Source organism: Parasutterella sp. (genome assembly GCF_057870745.1).
Map to the genome: position 1 here is coordinate 62,336 of NZ_DBMALT010000002.1, position 21,111 is coordinate 83,446.

General features: G+C 44.7%; 19 protein-coding genes. 5 read left to right on the forward strand and 14 right to left on the reverse strand.

Annotated elements, in window-relative coordinates:
* The first annotated feature begins 337 nt into the window (after positions 1-337).
* Positions 338-2,134 (forward strand): FAD-dependent oxidoreductase, encoded by a 1,797-nt coding sequence (locus ACZND6_RS01100; RefSeq protein WP_489524304.1) that lies wholly within the window; start codon positions 338-340, stop codon positions 2,132-2,134.
* Between the two features lie 80 nt (positions 2,135-2,214).
* Here the strand turns inward: ACZND6_RS01100 and ACZND6_RS01105 are convergent, their stop codons facing one another.
* Genes ACZND6_RS01105 through ACZND6_RS01115 form a run of 3 tightly spaced genes read right to left on the reverse strand, consistent with a single transcriptional unit; the run spans position 2,215 to position 6,171 of the window.
* Positions 2,215-3,618, reverse strand: coding sequence for an FAD-dependent oxidoreductase (locus tag ACZND6_RS01105; protein WP_290064667.1), 1,404 nt, complete (start codon positions 3,616-3,618; stop codon positions 2,215-2,217).
* Entirely contained in the window at positions 3,615-4,250 is a 636-nt protein-coding gene (locus ACZND6_RS01110) for a response regulator transcription factor (protein WP_008864234.1), read from the reverse strand. The genes ACZND6_RS01105 and ACZND6_RS01110 overlap by 4 nt, the downstream gene beginning before the upstream one ends.
* Before the next feature lie 7 nt (positions 4,251-4,257).
* On the reverse strand, positions 4,258-6,171 hold the full coding sequence (locus tag ACZND6_RS01115; RefSeq protein WP_489524305.1) for a sensor histidine kinase: 1,914 nt from the start codon (positions 6,169-6,171) through the stop codon (positions 4,258-4,260).
* Positions 6,172-6,266: 95 nt separating this feature from the next.
* Here ACZND6_RS01115 and aroD point away from each other — a divergent pair, with 95 nt between their 5' ends.
* Positions 6,267-7,124 (forward strand): type I 3-dehydroquinate dehydratase, encoded by an 858-nt coding sequence (aroD, locus tag ACZND6_RS01120; protein WP_008864236.1) that lies wholly within the window; start codon positions 6,267-6,269, stop codon positions 7,122-7,124.
* Between the two features lie 169 nt (positions 7,125-7,293).
* Here aroD and ACZND6_RS01125 read toward each other — a convergent pair whose 3' ends face one another.
* The 9 genes from ACZND6_RS01125 to ACZND6_RS01165 form a co-directional block, all read right to left on the reverse strand.
* Positions 7,294-8,736: a hypothetical protein gene (locus ACZND6_RS01125; protein ID WP_489524306.1), complete on the reverse strand. Its 1,443-nt coding sequence runs from the start codon at positions 8,734-8,736 to the stop codon at positions 7,294-7,296.
* A 95-nt stretch (positions 8,737-8,831) separates the two neighbouring features.
* The gene (locus ACZND6_RS01130) at positions 8,832-10,352 is read right to left on the reverse strand and encodes an SLC13 family permease (RefSeq protein ID WP_293738629.1); all 1,521 of its coding nucleotides are present in this window, start codon (positions 10,350-10,352) and stop codon (positions 8,832-8,834) included.
* Between the two features lie 53 nt (positions 10,353-10,405).
* Positions 10,406-11,044 carry a hypothetical protein gene (locus ACZND6_RS01135; RefSeq protein ID WP_293738628.1) on the reverse strand — a complete coding sequence of 213 codons (639 nt, stop codon included), beginning with the start codon at positions 11,042-11,044 and terminating at the stop codon, positions 10,406-10,408.
* Between the two features lie 8 nt (positions 11,045-11,052).
* Positions 11,053-11,526, reverse strand: a complete 474-nt coding sequence (locus tag ACZND6_RS01140; RefSeq protein ID WP_293704997.1) for a CYTH domain-containing protein — start codon at positions 11,524-11,526, stop codon at positions 11,053-11,055.
* 113 nt (positions 11,527-11,639) lie between these two features.
* The gene (locus tag ACZND6_RS01145; RefSeq protein WP_293738627.1) at positions 11,640-12,581 is read right to left on the reverse strand and encodes a LysR family transcriptional regulator; all 942 of its coding nucleotides are present in this window, start codon (positions 12,579-12,581) and stop codon (positions 11,640-11,642) included.
* Positions 12,582-12,740: 159 nt separating this feature from the next.
* The gene (locus ACZND6_RS01150) at positions 12,741-13,409 is read right to left on the reverse strand and encodes a porin (RefSeq protein ID WP_300875579.1); all 669 of its coding nucleotides are present in this window, start codon (positions 13,407-13,409) and stop codon (positions 12,741-12,743) included.
* A 41-nt stretch (positions 13,410-13,450) separates the two neighbouring features.
* Entirely contained in the window at positions 13,451-13,834 is a 384-nt protein-coding gene (locus ACZND6_RS01155; RefSeq protein ID WP_300875582.1) for a porin, read from the reverse strand.
* Positions 13,835-13,847: 13 nt separating this feature from the next.
* Entirely contained in the window at positions 13,848-14,183 is a 336-nt protein-coding gene (locus ACZND6_RS01160) for a cytochrome c3 family protein (protein ID WP_022099346.1), read from the reverse strand.
* 13 nt (positions 14,184-14,196) lie between these two features.
* The gene (locus ACZND6_RS01165; RefSeq protein ID WP_300875586.1) at positions 14,197-15,696 is read right to left on the reverse strand and encodes a flavocytochrome c; all 1,500 of its coding nucleotides are present in this window, start codon (positions 15,694-15,696) and stop codon (positions 14,197-14,199) included.
* Positions 15,697-15,876: 180 nt separating this feature from the next.
* Here ACZND6_RS01165 and ACZND6_RS01170 point away from each other — a divergent pair, with 180 nt between their 5' ends.
* Positions 15,877-16,647, forward strand: a complete 771-nt coding sequence (locus ACZND6_RS01170) for an IclR family transcriptional regulator (RefSeq protein ID WP_489524307.1) — start codon at positions 15,877-15,879, stop codon at positions 16,645-16,647.
* Between the two features lies 1 nt (position 16,648).
* Positions 16,649-17,161, forward strand: a complete 513-nt coding sequence (locus tag ACZND6_RS01175) for a YgjV family protein (RefSeq protein WP_008864243.1) — start codon at positions 16,649-16,651, stop codon at positions 17,159-17,161.
* Positions 17,162-17,214: 53 nt separating this feature from the next.
* Here the strand turns inward: ACZND6_RS01175 and ACZND6_RS01180 are convergent, their stop codons facing one another.
* Positions 17,215-17,490, reverse strand: coding sequence for a heavy-metal-associated domain-containing protein (locus tag ACZND6_RS01180; RefSeq protein ID WP_008864244.1), 276 nt, complete (start codon positions 17,488-17,490; stop codon positions 17,215-17,217).
* A gap of 142 nt (positions 17,491-17,632) precedes the next feature.
* The gene (locus ACZND6_RS01185) at positions 17,633-17,992 is read right to left on the reverse strand and encodes a hypothetical protein (protein WP_489524308.1); all 360 of its coding nucleotides are present in this window, start codon (positions 17,990-17,992) and stop codon (positions 17,633-17,635) included.
* Positions 17,993-18,098: 106 nt separating this feature from the next.
* Here ACZND6_RS01185 and ACZND6_RS01190 point away from each other — a divergent pair, with 106 nt between their 5' ends.
* Entirely contained in the window at positions 18,099-21,110 is a 3,012-nt protein-coding gene (locus ACZND6_RS01190) for a DUF3427 domain-containing protein (protein ID WP_300817088.1), read from the forward strand.
* Position 21,111 lies beyond the last annotated feature (1 nt).

Below are 21,111 nucleotides of genomic sequence, written 5' to 3' on the forward strand. Positions count from 1 at the left end.
AACGTTTATTCTAATAAAACTGACAAATATGTCGCAAAAAAGCAAATAAGGTTAAAGAGTAAGGGATTTAAATCGAACAAATTCTTTCTTTGAGACATCAAATAGGATTTCTTGCTGCCTGCTGACAAAAACTCTCTTCTCGAGTTTGGCTTATATCTGTCGCCTAGCTATAGAGTTTAGGAGCCGCTCTTCTCTGAATCCTCTTTTGTTTTCCGAAGTTGCCAAAGCCAAAGTTCATAAAAAATAAAGAAGAAATTCTCTTTTCCTCCCCCGTACAGGGGTATCGATCAGCTGGCTGCCTCACTAGACTGACTATTGTCTATCAAGAGGTTTTCACATGAAAAAACTTTTACTCACTTCTGCCCTTCTAGCCGCACTTCCTTTGGTTGTCCAAGCTTCTGATGTCACTTTTAGAGCTGGGACTTATGAGGCTTCTGCCGATGGAATTCACGGCCCCGTTGTAGTCAAAACAACCTTTTCAGAGCATAAAATCGATTCCATTCGGATCGTTAAGCAAACGGAAACCGAAGGAATTGGCACTGTAGCAGCTTCCGAGCTTCCGAAAAAGATTCTTAATGCGCAGTCAACTAAGATCGACGGCATTGCAGGAGCTTCGATAACTTCCAAGGCTATTTTCTCTGCGGTAAATAAATGCATTGAACAAGCAGGCGTAAAGCCCGACCAACTCATCCCGGTAATCGCTAAAAAACAAACCAAAGAAGAAAAATTGTCAGCAGATATGGTTGTTGTCGGAGGAGGCGGATCCGGAATGGCTGCTACGATCGAAGGCAGAATGAGGGGATTAAAAGTAGTCCTCGTTGAAAAAATGCCTTACATCGGCGGAGCTGCCGCGATTTCGGGAGGCCAAGTCGTTGCTCAGGGATCAAAACTTCAGAAACAATTTGGTTCAACCAAAGACAGTCCGGAATCCATGATGAAGGACTTCCTTGCCAACGGGCATAATCTTAATGACAAACGCATGCTGTCTTTGTACGCTCATAATGTTGGACAAACAATCGATTGGCTGCATGACAAAGTCGGAGTGAAATTCATTCCAAATGATTTGCCTTATCTTGCGGAGTATTCGCATCGACGCGCGCTGGAATTCCAAGGGGGAGCCAAGACGATGGCTCAGCATCTTAAGAAAGTGATCAGCGAGAACGGTGCCAATGTTCTTTACAACACACGTGTACAAAAACTTTTGACAGACGACAAAGGAAATGTCACAGGGGTGCGCGCTGTCGATAATAATGGCGTGACTTACACTATCACTTCAAAGGCCACTCTGCTGACAACCGGCGGATTCGGAAATAACAAAGAAATGCTTTCCGAACCGGTCAAGAGTGCCCTGTATTATGGGCCTGTCTCTTCAACCGGCGACGGACATCAAATGGCCTTGTCTTTAGGCGCTAAGACCCAGCTGATGCAGTATGGAAAACGTTATCCAAACGGTATCGAAGTCTCTCCCGGAAAAGCAAAATCCACGATTTATGCCAACGTCGGTGCCTTCGACCACTCAGGAATCCTAGTAGACGTTAACGGGAAGCGATTTGTCAATGAAAAAGCGAGCAATCGCCATATCTTGGACCCGATGATGAAAACCTCCAACAAACAGGCCTACGTATTTATGGATGAAGGCTCTTGGAAAGGTTTTTACAAACGCCTTCCCGAAACAGGTGTTTTCCACGAAGACGCTGATAAGTATTTAGCACAAGACGGAAAGTCGTCTCCTCTCTTTGTTAAAGGCGCTACGCTCGAACAAGCTGCTAAGAAAGCGGGGATCAATGCTGAAAATCTTGCTAAGACCGTTGCTCGTTACAACGAATTCGTAAAAACCAAGAAAGACGCTGACTTTAACCGTCCCCTCCAATACATGAAGAGCGAAATCTCTTCTCACGGACCTTATTACATCGTAGAGCAGAAACCTAGATTCGCTACTACGATGGGCGGCTTAGTCACTAACGATAAACTCAATGTCGTTCGCAAGGATGGCAGTACGATCGGAAATCTATACGCTGCCGGTGAATTGGTCGGGGGCACAATGGGAGATGATTCTCCTGCCGGTGCCAATGTCGGTTGGGCATTAACCAGCGGTAAATTTGCAGCAGACCGTATTGCTGATCAAATTAAATAAGAGTTCCTCTACCGTCCTGGAAGACCTTGTGAGATCCACACAAGGTCTTTTTATGTCTTATCCCGAAAACGGAATAAACCTTAAGATCGAGCTGCATTTTTACCGCTGATGCGACCCATTACTAAGCAATTTGCCAACGAGCCTCCGCCGATCCTGTCTTTACCAAAAATACCTCCCACAACCTCTCCGGCCGCAAATAAACCGAGAACTACTCTGCCGTCCTTGTCAAGAACACGAGCCTCTTCATCGGTCTTCAGTCCGTCCAGACTCGTATGGACATAAATATTTTCTTTTCCCCAATAGAACGGAGGTTTTTCAATCCGCTGGGTAAATACCGTTTTACCGAATTTATCTCTCCCGGCTTCGACAGATTGGTTATATTCATCTAAAGTTTTACGAAGCTTTTCTTCCGGAATTCCCATCCCTACCGCCACCTCACGGATAGAAGAGGCTTTCTTAACAATTCCGCTCAGTAGTTTGACTCCAAGAGTCGCTCCTTTCTCGGACTGCGTATCTGTAATGACAGTGAATTCAGTTTTCGGCCATTCCAAAATGACCTCTACGATCTTATGCCATGGAAGATTTTCATCGACAAATCTTTCTCCCTCAGCATTTAAATAAATGTCGCCTCCAGCATAGTCAAGAACCCGACCGCCCCAAAAAGGAACAATCTGATACCCGTTCCCCTGAGTAACTTTTAAACCGATTTTCTCTCCGATATCTAATGCATCTCCGTCTGCACCGTCCCAATTATTTCCCCACGGATTAGCACTGGTTTTTAAATTGATTCCAAGGCGACGATCATAGTCGAGACGCCTAAAAACATTAGCAGTCGAACCGCCGGTTGCCAAAACCAACGACTTGGTTCTAAAAGTTTTATCCCCCTCTGGAGTGTCAGCCAACACAGACCAGCCCTCAGCGATTGGGATTAGCGCTAGAAGTCGATGCTCAAGAAAAAGCGGGATATTCTCCTGCACACGAGCATGATTCAAAATCATGACATAACTTCTGCCTGCTGAATTTCCCGGCATAGCAAACCCACGTGCGCGCAAGCCGGATTTAGCCTGAAAAGGTTCTCCGAAAACCACACCCTTCGCCTCTAACCAATCCAATCCCTCTTCCGAATAAAGGGCGATTTGTTCCAAAATTTCAAGATTTCCTTTTCTTTCACCTAATTCATAGGCATCTTTGACGAAAAGCTCGACGCTGTCTCGAAGTCCTTTACTACGTCGTTTATCCCCTCTAATCATGGCTGAAATTGTCCCGCTGGAAAAAAGGGTGTGTCCTCCGATTAAAGGTCCTTTTTCTAAAATCAAGACTTTTTCTGCACCATTTTCCTTGGCAGACAACGCGGCACAGAGACCTGCCATCCCGCTGCCGACAACGATCACGTCCCATTCAAGTTCTTCCGGGAAGGCTTTAGGCAAGTAAGCTGATGAAACGCAAAGAGGAAAATAAGTAATTAAACTCCTTCTGGAAATCATGGAGCCTTCTCCTTAAAAACGTCTCCGGGCACTTTCTGAAGCCATTGATAAGCTTCTAACCGAGATCTCACCCCCAGCTTGCCGTATGCGTTTGAACAATGCATTTTTACTGTTTCTTGTCCGATTCCCAGTTGATCAGCAATTTCACGATTGCTCGCCCCTTTGGCTGCGAGCACAATGACATCTTTTTCCCGGTTCGTCAAAGAATTGAAGGTTTCTTCAAACTTTTCCTCTTCTTTTTTCTGCCTCCAGTATTGACGAGATCTTTCGCAAGCCTTGGAAACAGAGTCTCGAAGTTTGAGAGGATCACCGCGTTTTTCGAAAAAATCTACAGCCCCATATTTCATGGTATATACGGCCGTTTCGATATCTCCGTGACCCGTCAAAAAGATAATGGGTAACTTATTGCCTCGTACGTAAAGCGCTCGCTGCAATTCAAGGCCCGTCATCTCAGGCATTCTTATATCGAGCACAAGACAACCAGGGACGCGGGGATCGTCTTCTTCCAAAAAGCGAACCGGATCAGCCCAATCTTTCACCTCATACCCGCACATAGATAAAAAGAGCTTTTGGCTCTCCCTGAACGCGTCGTCATCATCAACTAAACGAACCAGCGGAGAAATTTCGGACATAAACTTTCTATCCTCCTATTTGAGCAGACTGACCTTCCGGCAAGATGTCGAACCTTAATGCAGCTTTCAATTTTTTGTCAGCTAATTGAAAACTTAACGATGCTCCATGACGATCACAAATTCCGCGGCAAATACTCAAACCAATCCCAAGACCAGTCGTTTTTGTAGAGACGGAATAACTTTTCTCATTAATCATTTCAAGCTGAGACTGAGACATTTGAGAGGCTGGATTTTCGATTTCACACAGCCATTGTTCTGCTTTTGCGTCTTTTGATATCTTAACGTGAATCGTGCCGCTAACGTCGTCAGATAACGCATCAGCCGCATTCCTAAGAAGGTTCAAAAAAAGAATTTGCAGCTCCAAAGCATTCCCTTTTATCGGGTAGTATGTGCGGACGGACCAATCAAAAACAATCTGATTTTCCAATTGTCTTCCGCGCTCGGCGATCAAAGAACCGGCTGACTTCTTAAGCAGCAGAGCTAGATCACAATCCTCCTGGCGTGAATAATTATTTTTAGCGTACCCCCTAACACGGTCAATGATTTTTGACATAGTTAAAACCTGCTCTTCAATACCATTGAGTGCTTTTTGTTTTACTTCTTTGGAAAAAGGTATTTTGGACGAGCTCTCCATCTTCAGCAGCGTCACATAGGTTCTAATGCTTCCTAACGGAGAGCTGAGTTCGTGGGCAATCATGCCGCTCATCTGCTGCACAATAGAACGTTTCTCGTAAGCATTCAGCGCTTTTCTGACTTTGATGGCTTTAGCTTCAAAATTGTCTTTTTCCAAAAGAGCATTGGCAAGCATTGCCGTACGTCTTTTAATAAGAACATTCAAACGGAGTTCATTCAACAGCAAAAATACGAACAAAAGGAACACAAACCAGACGGCTCCTTTATGTCGTTCATACAATGCAGCCGGCGTAATATCTCGAAGATACCGGTAAGGTCCTTCTTTCAATCGCTCAAACAATTCCATGATCCGGCGTTCACTAACATTTGGCACCCACTGGCGACTCAAATCTCCGCCCGTTTTATACAACGCAATCGTCAGGTCTTTCACTTCTTCTCGCGGCGTACCCTCCGCCGCCCACAGGCTGATATCCGGAAATAGATCTGTGGAATGCCTACAGTCAAGCGGAGAGTCTTTCTTTTGATGAACAATTCGAATCAATCCCTTCTTAATCAGACCTTGTTCTTCAAGGTTTTCCAGAAGACAGGCAGGAATAATTCCGACATCTGCTTTTTTATTAAGCAGTGCGCTTAGTACGTCAGGATATGCGTTATTGCTGAAGGATATCTTCGAAAAAAAGTGTTCATCATCATAATGATTTTTCTTCAATTCATTGCGAACGCTCAGCCAGCTGTCAATCGTATTCGGAAGACCGCTCTGCGCTGTTTTATGTTGCAGATCAGCAAGAGATACGAGTTCTTTTCTGTCATTCAACACAGCGAGCGCTGCACCGACAGACTGTTCAGGGTCCCCGCTCTTGAGATTGATTCGAGTAGCAATTTTGTAGGTATTTTGTGCCGGAGAACCGTCTATCGTGGCAAAGAAACCTGTCGGAGCCAAAATAAAATCCGGTTTGTCTTTTCTCAAGGCATCAAGACCATCAGCAGCTGAAAATGTTATGGTTGCTACGTGATATTTGGGAAGACTTCGCCTGAGCTCGGAGAGCATTTTTTGAAGTTCGATAACATCTTTGGGATTGACAAGCGTATCAGGGATACCAATTGTCAAAGAAGGCTGCGAAATTTCTATCGGTGCACTTGCCGCATTCGCTTGAACTACTAAAGGCTGAGAGAAAAATAATCCAACGACAAAAATCAGTTTGCCGACCACTCCTTTCTCCGCCAAAAAGAAAAATTCGACAAAAAATCCTTGACTCTGAGGTTGTTCAATCATTTTTGTTTTTTCCACCCATTCGGGGGTATCAGAAAAAGCCTTCAAATCTCAAAATACTTCCATACGAGATCAATCAATCTCAGTTTTAAATTCTATTAGGAGTCCATAAGATGCAAAAAGCCAAACTTTCCCTTATCGCAGCCGCTCTTCTCGTTCCCGCATTCGCACTTTCTGCCTATGCTGCAGATTTTGTTCGCCCTATGCCTACCCACCCGATCCAAGCCGGTCCAACTCTTCTTGGCGGTGAACAGCCCGTTATTTGTTCTCCCCTTGTAGGCAAAAATCTTAAAGCCATCAAAGCAGAAGCGAAAACAGTAAAAGCTCTGAATCCGGACATGGTTGAAGTTCGCGCCGATTATTGGGACTTCATTGAAGATACCGATAAAGCCATTGAAGCTCTCCAAGCAATTCGTAATATTATCGGCGACACACCGATTCTTCTGACAGTCCGTGTCGCGGAGGAAAGAGGTTTCAAAAAAGTTGGTCAAAAACCGAAGTTTGATTTTTACAAGAAGGCCGCAGCTCTCAAACTACCTAACCTGATTGACGTCGAATTGGTGTATGGGGCAGACACTATTAAAAATCTCAAAAAGGATTTAAACGGAGTCCCTGTTGTCGTTGCCTATCATGATTTGAAAGGTACTCCGAGCAGCGAAGAAATTGCTAACATTCTCAAAAAGGAAATTGATGCTGGCGGCGATGTCGCCAAAATCGTGGTGAAACCCAATTCTCAAGCCGATGTTCTCCGTTTCCTCAATGGAACACTTGAATTTAGAACGAAGAACCCTGCATATCCGGTCATTGCTTCTGCCAGTGGGCAGGAAGGAAGAATCACTCGTTTAGCCGGCGGCCTTTTTGGTATTGATTTGACGTTTGCATCCGGTGTTAAAGGCTCCAATCCCTGGCAGATGCCGGTTCAGACAGTACAAGAGATTAACAAGGTCATCTATCCAGTTACTAAGAAGTAATGTTTTCTCCGCCGAAAAATCGAGTATCTGGTTAGATTAACTCGATGAGGTGATGCTCCGGCTCAAAAGTCGGAGCATTTTTGTTCAGTGAACGTTGCTGCACAATGCTAGAGAAAATGTGAAAAAAGTATTGCTTGAGTGAGTCTTCGCGTATCAGCTCCAACAAACGCTAGGTATAGATAAATTTGCCACGGTTTTCCAAGACAGACATTCCATTTTCAAAGGACTTAACGATAGTGATGCGTCTGACTGCTTTAGCATTCACGGTAACTTTAATTACTTCTGAGTCGCTTTTTTCTCCAATGCAAAATGATCGAAAAAGATATATGTTATATAGCTTCTCCCCTTTCGGACTTTTCCCATTCTCGCAGAAAAAAGGAAGCTCTTCCGAAGTTGCTCCCAAGTTATGAAGAAATTCAGAGACATTGAAACGAATAATATCAATGAGACAAGCTTCTTCGGGGAATTCTGAAGCTGAGAGTGTAATCTCTCGGCTATAGCGAAAAATGGAATCACAAGCATATGGCGTCAGCTTAGAATGCTGGAAGTTTTCCGATAACAAACAGTTATCCCCTTGGAAAATATCCTTGCTGCCAATGGGAAGCTCTTTAAGAGACACAAAGCCGAAATTTTCCTTTGCGCACCCAAGTTTCTTCTTACCCATAAAAATAAATAGCCTTCTATCCGGAATCCATCTTCTAAATATCACATTGGAGAGCCAATCCCTAACAATTTCCTTAAAGCGGTCTTTGAATATGTAGGCAATCACGAGAGCGAAGAATAAATTCCGGCTCAAAGACCCATATTTGTCTTGATAGAAGAATGCCACCACCGTCGCAAAAAGCATCGATAGTGCCGCCGCTGATCCGTAAATAGAATGCGTAAGTAAGGGAGCACCTTGCTTATAACGAATGTCAAGAAAAAGAGAACTCTGAACAAGTTTTTTCAGAAAGGACCATCGCATCAAGAATGCCGATTCCTTACTCTCTCCTTCGATTGATTCAACCGGAAAGCGGCTTGCGCGGTATTTCTCAACTTCCTGCCAAAAAGACAATATTTTGTTTCTCGGCTCACCGATGCAGACTTCATTGAGATCTCTAAGGCAGAACGCGGTCACCACAGTGAGATATTCGTCAAGTTTATCGAGCAGCCGAACCTCTCGTTCTGAATTTTCTTGTGAGAACTTTATGTTTCTAAACTCATCAAGCAGCTTATAGACAGTCTGCAGAAAAGTTTCAGTTTCTTCCGCGGACAGTTCTTGTTTCTCCATCAAAGAGCGGCTGCTCTCTTGAAGTGCAGTTTTATATTTGAGACAGAAGCGTTTGAAGAAATCATCAAATTTCTCCTCTTTGCCTGAAGATATTCTCCGAGCAACAAGTTCCTTGAGGAGACCATCCAGACTAGGGCTTTGCTCACTCAGACTAAGGTAGCACTTCAGATTATGTTTGAACTCTTCTTTTTTGAAATTATTTTCCGTGATTTGAAGCGCGCCGGAAAAAATAAAGAATGTGTCAACCCGGTACTTGAGTTTTTTAGTTTTATCTGTGATGCGGATTTTTTGCTTAACTTCGATTTGTTTTTTGCCGTGCTGCTTAATCGCGTCTATGAGCATGAGTTCTCCTGCAAAATAAACCGACTAAAGAGGATGGAAAAACATCGTGTCGCAAAGTCTTAGGAAACTTTGCGGCACAGCGTATCATTATTTCGTTAGAAGAATCCGGGAGTGATGCCGAGCCATTTAAAATAAGTTGCTCCGGCAAGCATCAAACCGAGCCAGTAGAGAAAAGACATAACGAAGCCATAGTAGAAAGATTCGCCCATCGTATATTTATTTGTACCGTAAAGCATTGCGTTCGGTTTAGCATTAAACGGGAGGCTCCAGCAAACGTTAATGCAGAGTGCCACAGGAATCGCTAACGAAAGAATATCGATCTTTAATTCCTGCGCAATACCAATAACTATCGGCATGAAAATAATCGTCCTCATGTTCTTGCTTTGGAAAATGAAGTGACTTGCGATAAAGATGCCGGTCAGAAGAGCATACAGACTGAAATAGCTCATAGAAACCAGTCCTAACCCGTCCATCATAGCTTTGGTGAGAGTGTCCATCAATTTAGTAGCTGTGAGTCCTGCCCCAAGCGCATAAGCTCCCGCGGAGAAGATCATTAGATGCCAAGGGATATCAACATCGTTCCAATTTAGCAATTTGAACTGTGGTGCAAGCATAATGACGGCGCCAGTCATAGCCACAACTGTTGCATTGATGCCGTGAATTTTATCCGTGGCCCAAACTAAAAGTACCAAACCGAAGATAGCGATTGCCTTTAGCTCGTCCATCTTGAACGGCCCGAGCTCCTCATATGCCTTTTGAAGGGATTCCATGCCGCCCTGCAGCTTCGGCTGTTTGTCTTCTTCGGATACGGGAAAGATAAATCGCATGCCGAGTCCGTACCCGATAATTCCAAATCCAATAACAAGCGGAAGGCCGGCCATTAGCCAATCAAAATAGTAAATCGTGCATCCGGCTCCCGCGAGCAAAGCGATTGCAAGAAGGTTGGCACCGGAACCAGTCATAAACGCGTTGCAGCTGGCGTTGATCATGACTAAGTTGTAAAGTACCAAATTTCGAGAGAAGTTATTCGTTGTATCAGTCCCCGGAGCACCGTAAACAGCAGAGATGACCATGAAAAGCGGCATCATAAGCGCAGCTTTCGCTGCTGTGGCGTTTACAAACGCAGCCAAAAGAACGTTAATACCAAGAAAAGTCAGAAAGATTGCTGAGGCATTTCGTCCAAAACGAAGAATCAGCCAAAGCGCTACTCGCTTAACTAGTTGTGTCTTCACTAAAGCGCTTGCAAGAACAAATGCTGAAACGTTTAACCAGATAACCGGATCCCCCAAGGTTGCCATTGCCGGTTTCGCTTTTAAAATTCCTGTCAGCACAAGGCCGCAGATTAAAAGCATTGAGGTAACGTAGTTCGGCAGCGCCTCGCTGATCCAAAGAAAAAGAGCTGTTGCAAAAAGGGCAAACATTATCTCTTGTTTCTGATTCAGAATGGGGATTTGTACGACATACGCAAGGACAAAGAACAGAATTGCAGCAATCGGTAGTCCCCATTTCTTAAAAAATGCCCCGGTTTTAGTGAGCTTTTTCTTAGGAAGCCGATTTAGAGAGTAGCTGTTTAAATCCAGAGGGTCGTAATTGGTTTGGACGGTGCTCGTTGTCATAATTTTTACGGTGGCTGTTTAAAACCACCGTTCCGGTTAATTCCAATAAAACTTTAGTTCATGCCGAGAACTTGTTTAGCAGCTTTTAGATAGTTTGTATTGGGCAGCTCTGAAATACCCAGAGCCTGCGTCGCTTTTTTCATGCCTTCATAATTCTCGCTTTCGCAGCAGGCTGTCTCCACCATTGCGCCATTGAACCAAACCTGAGCATATTCGCAGATGATTCCTTCAACTGAGAAGCCATAGCGTTTCTTTTCCACACGTACGACAGCTAGGTCCGAATTCTTTTTGGCCATATCTATAAACTCCTCAAGGCTGTAAACGTCTTTTGTCAGCTCAAGCGGGACTTCGAGATGTTTGAGGATTTCGGCCAACTCTTCCTGTTTGACGGGGAATTGGAATTTGCCGCGAGGTTGGAAAATTTCGTAACCATCTGGCGTTTCTCCGACTTTGGTTTTAATGTCAAGCAAACCGTCGCGAACTTTGACATTGGCTTCGTTGGTGCGTCGAGAGAGGAAATAAACCTCCTCCGGCATCACGCGAGCAGCGTAAAGCGTGGCTTTGCATTTCCACATATGTTCCTGAACGCCGGCAATAATATCTTTTCCAAAGACGCGAAATTCAGCGCGGGGAATGATTTTGGCCGCTTCATCAGCACTAATTGCTTTATTTTTGTCGTATGGATTTGTCATTTGATTACCTACTTATTCCATGTGGTGTAAGGATGAGAGACGAGGTTGGAATTGAAATAACGAGGATCTGAAGAGACCTCTTCGCCAAGCCAGTCAGGTTTCTCGAAGGATGTATCTTCGGAGGGAATTTCTATTTCAGCTACGATCAAACCTTCATTAACCCCATGGAATTCGTCTATTTCCCATGTAAGCCCGTTCCCTGCCGGAATCTTGTAGCGAGTTTTTTCGATAATCGGTTTTTCTGCAAGCTCATCGAGCATCTTGACGCAGTCGTCATATGGAATTGAATATTCAAACTCAAGGCGTGTGCAGCCGACCGTCAATCCTTTAACCGTAAGGAAAGCCTTGTCATTGATTGTTCTGATACGAACTGTGCGTTCCTTAACGCTGTTCAGATAACCTTGGCGGTAATGAGTGCCGACTGCGTTTTCACGCCATCCGTTGCCGATGACGAGAAATTTTCTTTCTATTTCTTTTGCCACTTTAAAACTCCTTGATTTCGATTAAAAGCTACGAGTAAATTCTGAGCTTTAGGCGGCAAATTTAAAAATTATCAAATCATATGCTTCCCATAAGAAATTCTTATAAGTACAACTCAAATTTGATCTTTCGGCTTCATACTCTCTGTAAGGAGGGAGATAAATTCGAAAGCTGCCGGAGAAAGTTCACGTTTATCGTTGTAGCCAAGAAAATAATCCGCTGTAACAGAAAAATTTTCTACCGAAAGCATAATCAGCGATTCTCGTTTTAATTCCTGTCTGACTGCTATTGATGGAAAAGCCGCTGCACCGAAACCTCGCGCAATTAGTTGTTTAGAGCTTTCAAGACTATTAACTTCAATAACAGGCGTCGAGAGGAATTCATAAACTCCGACACATTTAAACCACTCCTCGAGCTTGGAACGCATACGACTCCCTTTTTGACGCATGACAAGATAATTTTCCGCGAATTCTTTTGCAGAAAGCGACCTTTTCATTGCGGCTAGAGGAGATGTAGGTCCACAGACACAAACGTACGGCTCTTTGATAAGCAACTTCTGTTTGCAGTGCTTGAGATTTTTCACGTGGCGGCTTAAAGCTACATCTGCAAGCCCCTCTTCTACGAGGTGCGTAACGTAGGCAGAGTCCCCCATTTCCAAACGAATGGAAATCAGAGGATATTTTTTATAAAACTCCCCAATAAAGGAAGAAAGAAAATAGTTACCCATCACTGCGCTGGCGGCTATCGTGAGCTCTCCCGTCAAAAGGTGATTCAAATCACTAAAGACGTTTTCGATTTCACGAAAAATCCCAAAGAGCTTCTGAGTATAACTAAACAAGATTTTTCCTTTAGCGGTCAGTCGTATCTGACGTTTACTTCTATCGAAAAGCGGATTGCGGAGTGCATGTTCGATCCCCTGAATTTGCTGAGAGACCGCTGGCTGCGTCATATAAAGCGCCTTTGCCGCTTCAGTAAAACTGCCTAGACTGGCAACTACGTGAAACGTTTTGAGATGCTCTAGATTCATTCGGGTGATTCCGAACTGATTTTTGTGCATACAGACGCTCCCTGCTTTTAGAAAACACTATTTGAGAATTCGGTCTGTCCTCAGTTTACTTGATGAACCACAGCTCATTTGGCATAAACATGAAATAACAGCCTGAATTCTCGAAAGAACGGGAATTCAGGCTGAAGGACTGCATGTTAAGGAGATAATTTAGAACCTATGCACCACACCCAAGGAAGTATTCCATCCGCTCAATCCGGGCGCTAGATTTAAAGCGTTATGTGCTTTTCCCCATGCTCCCTGAACGTACATCAGCGTCCTCTTAGAAAAGTTGTACAAGTATCCGCCGCCGATACTGTAAGCGTTGAATTGTTTATCCAAGTCGTCTTCAAGTTTGTCATCGTTCTTGTTTTTGCCAAAGACGTACTGGCCTTGAACCATTAAGTCTCCGCCAGGCACTTTTACAGACGTTGAGAGTGAGAAAGCATGGTAGTTATTCGCTCTGCCCGCGTTGTAGGCTTCTGCCATCTTTTCTTCAGCAAATTCAATTCCGGGCAAAGCAGCATGCTGTGCAAATTCATACGCACCGAACACTTTGAAGGTTCCGAAGTCGTAAGAGGCCCCGAGGTTCAAAAGACGAGTCTTTTCTTGGTCTGTGGCACCTTTGTGGTCCAACAGTTCGTAGATCACATCGACGGAAAGTTTGTCTTTGTTATAGGTCAGCCCAGCGCCGTAGTAATGAGAGTTATGCGACCACTTTTTCTCATCGGTATCCGTTCCGTTCGAGTACATCAGGTGTCCTTGAATACCTCCGAACTCCGGCGTCACATAAGCCACAGAGTTGTTGTAGCTGTCGGTCAGATAGAAGGCTCCATACATATTGCCGATCGTTGAGAACGAAGTGGAATATGCAGCTCCGCCTAAGATGCTGAACGTTCCACAGTCCGAAGAGAGTCCCCGAAGCGTCCGAAGCCTAACTTACCCCAATCGCCGCTCAAACCTAAAGCCGTCTCACGATTGAATGCCTTTCCGGCCACAGCCTCTGAACCGTTGCTTAAGTTGAAGCCCTGCTCCAGCTTGAAATACACACTGTTTCCGCCGCCAAGATCCTCTTGGCCCATCAAGCCCCAACGATTGCTCAGCCAATTGCCGTTGGTCATTTGAACTTTGGCGGATTGATGCTGCAGTTTGCTGACGGAAACGCCCCCGTCAAGAATTCCGTACAGTGTCACCGACGGTTCTGCCATGGCAGCAGAACCGATAGCCATGCCGACCGAAATCGCTAAAAGATGAAGGTTTTTCATTTAGAAGCTCCGATCATTTGATGACGTGGCAGTTTTTGCAGAGATTCTGCTGAGGCTGATGCTCTCTATGGCATTCAAGGCAGCTTACGGTGTCTCCGTAATGCGGAGAGTTGTGATAGTTCTTCTCATTGACGTTAGCAGGAAGCTGGATGGAAGAAGATTTTCCGTGGCATTGGATACAAGTAGTGTCCTGAGGAGTCTGCATTAGCTGTGTGTTGTTATGGCATTGAGCGCATTGAACATTAGCGTGGAGACGAGCCATTGATCCGGACATGGTTTGGTTTTGTGCGAAGGCGGGGCTAAGGAGGATGGAGAAAGCGGCCGCCATAGATAACACGATGTATTTCATGATTTTTTCTCTCTTAAAGGTTGGCTGCGACAGATCTTCCGGCGATGCGGCCCATAACAAGGCAGTCAGTAGAAGAACAGCTGCCTAAACGGTCCAAGCCGTGGACACCGCCGGTAATTTCGCCGGCTGCATAGAGATGAGGAATGGGTTTGCAGGTCTTCGTGCTGATCACTTGAGCCTGATCGTTAATGCCGATGCCGCCCATGCAGTAGTGAAGTTTCGGCCAGAATCTCATTGCGTAGAACGGAGCCTTCAATTCGACTCGCTTATCCAGAGGACGACCAAAGAGCTCGTCTTTACCTGCTGCTACCATCTTGTTCCATTCAGCGATCTGCTGTTTCAACGGCTCAAGCGGGGCTCCGTAGAATTTGGCGAGAGCTTCAACGGTGTCAAACTTCTTGACCGTACCTTCGCGGAAACTTGCTTTGAAACCAGGACGATTAACTGTGGTCTCTTCAGAACAGAATCCGAACGGCATAACCGGCTTGCCCTGCTGGTCAACGCACTTCATTTCGGCCTCTGAACGTTCTCTGCGAGAAGCCAATTCATTTACGAAGCGTTTTCCGTTTCTGGCGTCCACCATGATGCCTTCGGCAAAGATGTAATCGGCAAAAATCGAAGCGGCGCCGGCGCCGAATTCATCAGGCGTTGCCCACGGACCGACCTGATAAATGTCTAAAAGGACCGGCATCGCGCCAAGTCCGAGGAGCATACGGACGGATTCAGATGTGGCGCCCTTCTGGCTGGTACTTTCGAGTGTGGAGTACTGCGGAGTTGAAGCGGAAATGAATTCATTGTCAGCGCCCCAGCCGCCTGTCGCAAAAACCACGCCCTTCACTGCCTGCACTTTGTAGGTGTTCTTATGTGTCTTCTTGTCGAAATCATATTGGCCTTCGACTTCGACACCGCGGACAACGGCGTCTTTATCTGTGAGAACTGCACTGCAGAAGCTCTTATTTCTGAATTCAACGCCGTGATCCTTCAGCCACTTGTGCATAGGAACGCAGATACCGCCGCCGGCGTAGTTTTCTGCAAAGATGGTTCTCGGAGCGCTGTGGCCGCTGAGACGGATGACTTGATCGGCAAATTTGACGCCGCATTTCACCATCATGTCGTAACAAGCCGGAGACTCTTTCACAACGGCCTTGACCAGGGCCGGATGGTTCAGACGCTGGCTGACTCTCAGCATGTCCTCTTCCATGAGTTTCGGGCTGTCTTTAATGCCCTTGCTCTTTTGGAGTCCGCTTCCTGCCAAGGAAATCTGTCCTCCATTAATGCAAGAGTTGCCTCCGAAAACATTCATTTTTTCCAGCACTAAAACGGATTTGACGCCGTTTTCCAGAGCACTGTAGGCGGCAGCCAGACCTGCAAAGCCACTGCCGATAATGACCACGTCATAGGTTTCGGTCCAATCATCTTTTTCTGCTGCGCTGATAGCCGGTACGGCACTGCATGCCAGACCGATCAGAGAACTTCTGATGAGACTTCTTCTTGAGATGAGGTGAGATTGCATGATTTCTCCTTTAAGTTCACCACATTCTCTTTATTGACTTTTATTTTCTCTATTAGAGAGAATTTAACATCTTAAAACGAATATTAAAATTCCTTAACGGAAATTTTTATTGGATCAAACCCTGTATCGAGTAAACCAGGTCTGCCGTTATAATTAATTGTTTCCTGACCATTAATTGAAATGCCTGAAGTTCCATCCCAAGAAAACCGACAATTCAGACTGGATCGAATTGTTGAAGTGCTCGAGCTGCTTTCTACTTCCAAAGAAGGCGTTTTGCTGATGGATATCGTGACGGCGCTCGGCATTCCCACCTCAACTGCCTACAAACTGCTTGCAGAAATGCGAAGAGTCGGGATGATCGAAGCCACAAACGGCCGAGGCAGACAGCGTTTGACCAAACGCATGACCGAGCTCGGAACCATTGCAGACAGGAATGCCCAAAAATTTGCTTCCGTTGAAAAGTATTTCGATCAGCTGGCTGACGAATTAGCTGAGACGGTTTATTTGGTTCAATTAAGAGGTCGCCTCATCTCCCTTGTCGGTTTCTCCCAACCGATTGAAACGACCGGACTACACCCGGGTTTTGCCTTTCCGATTCACGCTTCTGCGGCCGGAAAAATCCTTTGGGCATACCAAGATGAAGATCTTTTAGAAACAGAACTAAAGCGCTCTCACATCAAGTTCCAGGACAAAACCAAAGTGAATCCTGACGAGGTAAGAGTTGCTCTGAAGGATTCTCTCGAAAAAGGCTACGGCATTCACGATGAGGAATGGGATCAAGGCGTTCTTGCCATTGCGGTTCCCGTCTTCTTGGGCAGAAAAATGCCCGTGATGGCGGTCGGCATTGTCGCGGTCAAAGACCGAGTTCTTAAGAAGTACAGTATTGAAGAAATCGTAGAAAAATTAGAGAAGCTGAGAGACAGAATCTCTCCGATCTTAGAAGAGGCGTGACATGGATCTCGCTCAGATGGCGGGATGGCTGGCGGCAGCTGCAGCCATCATAGCCATGCTGCAGAAGTCTGATTTACGGTTAAAGCAGGGTTTAATCATCCACACCGTGCTTTATGGGATTCATTTTGCGCTGCTTGGACTTCCGACGGCCGTCGTGTCATGTGTGATCGCGCTGGCTCGAATCACGTTGTCGATCTACACGCGATCTCTGCTCTGCGCTGCCGCACTAATCATCATCAGCGCTGCGATGGCTTTAGCGCTTTCGCGGTCTACAGTAGATATTCTTCCGTTGACAGCAAGCGTCGTGCTGACGCTGTCATTGTTCCGATTTGACGGAATCAAACTGCGCCTCGGATTATTGGCGGGTTCAATCCTTTGGCTCATTCATAACGTCTACGTTCAGAGCTGGGGAGGAATTTGTCTTGAGACTTGTTTTTGTCTGTCGACACTTTGGGGACTCTGGACTATGGTTCGAGAGCAAAACGAAAAGCCAAAGAAAGAAATTTGTCTTTAGTGCTCCACAAAAGAGAAAAAAGCCGCTTTTGCGGCTCATAAGAATTCTTTCGTTTAGGCTGACTTCAAGGCGTGGAATAAAGACGAGAACAGTCCGAGCTTCTTCTCTACTTTTTCTGTCGAAATGTCTTTGACTTCATAACCGCCGTCTTTCAGCGCTTTTCTAAGAAGATTTCCGCTGGGAATGAAGCTGCCTTCAACTGTCAGCGTTCCTTTTCTATGTGAAGCAGAAAGTTTTGCGTCCGGCAAAATTTTCATGACCAGAGACTTAACCTGAGACTCACACATAGAGCAATGCATTCCGTCCACAACAACTGTCGTTTTGTACATTTCGAGACTCCTTGTACCATTTATTGAGAATTATAATCACTTCGATTGAAGAAATAAATAATATTCGTTCTCATTAATTTCCAAGTTTGAGTTGAAAGAGTCTCAGAAAACCTTAAGGCCGGAATGCCGGCCTCGTTTTCAGTTACTTTTGGTTTGAAGGATTTTTTTTCGTTTCTTTTGGTAGCTCTTTAGCAGAAGGAGTTGGCTTTGGAGCCTGTTTTCCTTCATCCATTCTCAGCTGCTTTCTTTTTTCTTCGCCTTCATGTTTCAAACTTTGAGCGATTGCACTTAAAGTTTCGCCGACCGTCTTTGGTGCGGTTTCAATTTCTTTTGCTACCGCCGACTCCGACGGAGTGACGTAGTAAACCGCGAGGGCTATCCATCCGATCAAAGCTGCAATAAAAGCGACATTTCTAATTTTCATGTGATGTCCTCCTATAAAAGTGAACACCTTTCTTTTATACAGGGTTTCTACCGAGATTCGAAGTTCTGAGTAGCTCATTTGTGAGTGTTTGTTCTACTTTCATTTCACGGAATCAGTTCTTTTTTACTCAAATGTGAGACGTTCCGGGTATATTCAAAGAAAAACCGGATGTAGTAGAAAAGTCATGGATCACAAGCTGAATATAGAAGATTTGCAGGAGAGTCTTCAAACCTCATTCATTTGCAAGAAACACGATTCTTCAGAAAAATACCGCTCCAAGTTCCTAATCAATTCTGGTCAATTTTCAGCCGGAAACATTCAAAAAGTTATATGCGATATTCTTGACGAACTTCGCGGTTGCGAATCCTTTGATATCAGCGTTGCTTTTATCACGGACGGCGGAGTAAATCTACTCACCCAAACGCTCTTGGAACTCAAAGAAAAAGGTATAAAAGGTCGAATTCTCACCACCGACTACAACCTCTTTTCCGAACCTAGCGCATTAAAAGAACTTGCAAAATTCGAGAATATTGACGTTCGAATGTATCGCTGCAAAGAAGGATCAGGCTTTCACGTTAAGTCCTTCATTTTTAATCATTCTTCTCAATGTAACGTCATTATCGGTAGTTCGAATCTCACCCAGAACGCATTAACAACGAACCAAGAATGGAACGTCAAATTCGTATCCACGTTTGAAGGTGAGATGGTCTTCCTCATCAAAAAAGAGTTCGAAAAATTATGGAACGATCCTCTCTCCTTCCCCTTGGAAGAAGTCATAGAGGAATATGAACAAGAAAGAAAAACTCTAAAAGATTTACAACGCAAGGCAAATGCCTACATTTCCTCTTTGCCTCAGAAGGTTGAGCTCAAGCCCAACAAAATGCAGGAATCTTTTATTAAGAAGTTAGACGAAATTTATCATTCCGGTCAAAACCGTGCTTTATTAATTTCTGCAACTGGAACGGGTAAAACTTACGCTGCTGCCTTCTCTGTTAAGCATTTAATGGAACAAAAAAAGCCTGAGCATCATAAGCGACCGATCAAAAAAGTCTTATTTGTCGTCCACCGTGAACAAATCGCCATTCAAGCTAAGAATAGTTTTGCAAGAGTCATAGGCTCTGAGCATGGGCAAACCTACGGCCTGCTCTCCGGGAATCATAAAGACAAGGAGTGTACGTTTCTCTTCTCTACCATCCAAACGCTTTCTCTAGACCGCATTCTTAAGGATTTTGCACCAGACGCCTTTGATTTCATCATCATTGACGAAGCCCACAGAAGCGGAGCCAATAGCTACGACAAAATCATGGCGCATTTCCAGCCAGAATTTTGGTTAGGAATGACTGCAACCCCGGAACGCACGGATGACAAAGACGTTTTTAAGATATTCAACCATCAAATCGCATACGAAATCCGCCTGAAGGATGCGTTGGATTACAACCTACTCTGCCCGTTCCATTATCACGGTATCAGCGATCTCAAAATTAATAATGAGGAACAAAAGGACTTCTCAAACTTTGCCTATCTGACTTCTGATGAACGTGTCAAACATGTCTTACAAAAAGCCGAAGAATTTAAATTCTCAGGAGAACGCGTCAAAGGTTTGATTTTTTGTTCCAGCGTTGATGAAGCAAAGGTATTATCAGAGAAATTAAACCAACACAACCTTCGTACCACTTATCTCACTGGGGATTCAAAACCTGAAGCACGCCTCGCCGCAGTTGATCGATTGGCCGGCGCTGACGGTCCCCAAGCGTTGGACTACATCCTAACCGTCGACATTTTCAATGAAGGCGTCGACATTCCTGAAATCAATCAAGTCATTTTCTTAAGACCGACACAAAGTCCGATCATTTTTACCCAACAGCTCGGACGAGGACTTCGCAAAGCTGCTGGCAAAGAGTATGTAGTGATTCTCGACTTCATTGCGAATTATGAGAAAAACTACTTGATTCCTGTAGCTCTGTCAGGAGACAACTCTTATGACAAAGACAGTATGCGCAAACTTGTGATGCTCGGAACAAAAGTCATCCCGGGAGCCTCAACGGTTGAGTTTGAAAAAGTCGTCCGCGATCGTGTCCTTGAATCTATCGATAATGCCCGCACCAACACTGTTGAACTCTTGCGCACATCCTACCAAGCAATTAAGAACAAACTCGGGAGAATTCCGAACCTCGTTGATTTTTACCCGCACAACGGTATCGATGCTGTGAAGTTTTTTGAGAAAAAATGGGCGCACTACGGTTCCTCTTACTATGGTTTCTTAGCGAAGTACGAAAAAGACTACACAGGCAAACTGTCTCCTCTGCAAGCCAAAATGCTCAGCTATCTTTCTGGACGATTCGGGAACGGTAAGAGAGTTGCGGAGGCATTGTTAATCGAGTCCATCATTAATAATAAAAACACCAATGCGGACTTCTTCAAGGAACAACTTCTTAAGCGCTTTGGCATCGATGCGTCCGACGACTTGTTGAAAAATATCGTTTTGAACTTGTCGAATCAATTCAACTTAACAGGGGACCAAAAAGAGAGAAACAAAGACGTTGTATTTGTTGAACCAATCGGGACGGAAGATTTCCGAATCGCAGACGCCTTCAATCGAGCATTAAACGATGAAACCTCTTCTGATTTCATAGTGCAACTTAATGATCTTATTGCGTTTATTTATCAGAGATATGATCTTCGTTATTCCAAACGTTATCGCTGCATGGACTTAACGTTGAATGAGAAGTATTCCTATGAGGACATTCCCCGCCTTCTGAATTGGTCTAAATACATCAGCGCGCAAATTATCGGCGGCTATAGATATGACGATGAAACGAATACGCTTCCGGTTCTAGTGAACTACAACAAGGAAGATGATGCCATTGCCTACGAAGACCACTTCGAAAATGAAGAATACTTAATCGCACTTTCGAAAACTAATCGAAAGGTTGACAGTAAAGATGCCGAAATCATCTTCAGAAAACAACCTGAGTATAAAAACACTAAAATTTTGCTTTTCGTAAGGAAGAACAAAAACGACTCTGAGACCAAGACTTTCTATTTCTTGGGCGAGATGAATGCTATAGGAGGCCCTGAACCTGTGGCCGTTCCGAAACGAGACGGCACAGGAGAAAAAGTCTCGGCATTTAAAGTTCGTTATCGATTAGAGTCTAATGTTCGACGTGATATCTACGAATACATTACCGAGAGTTGAC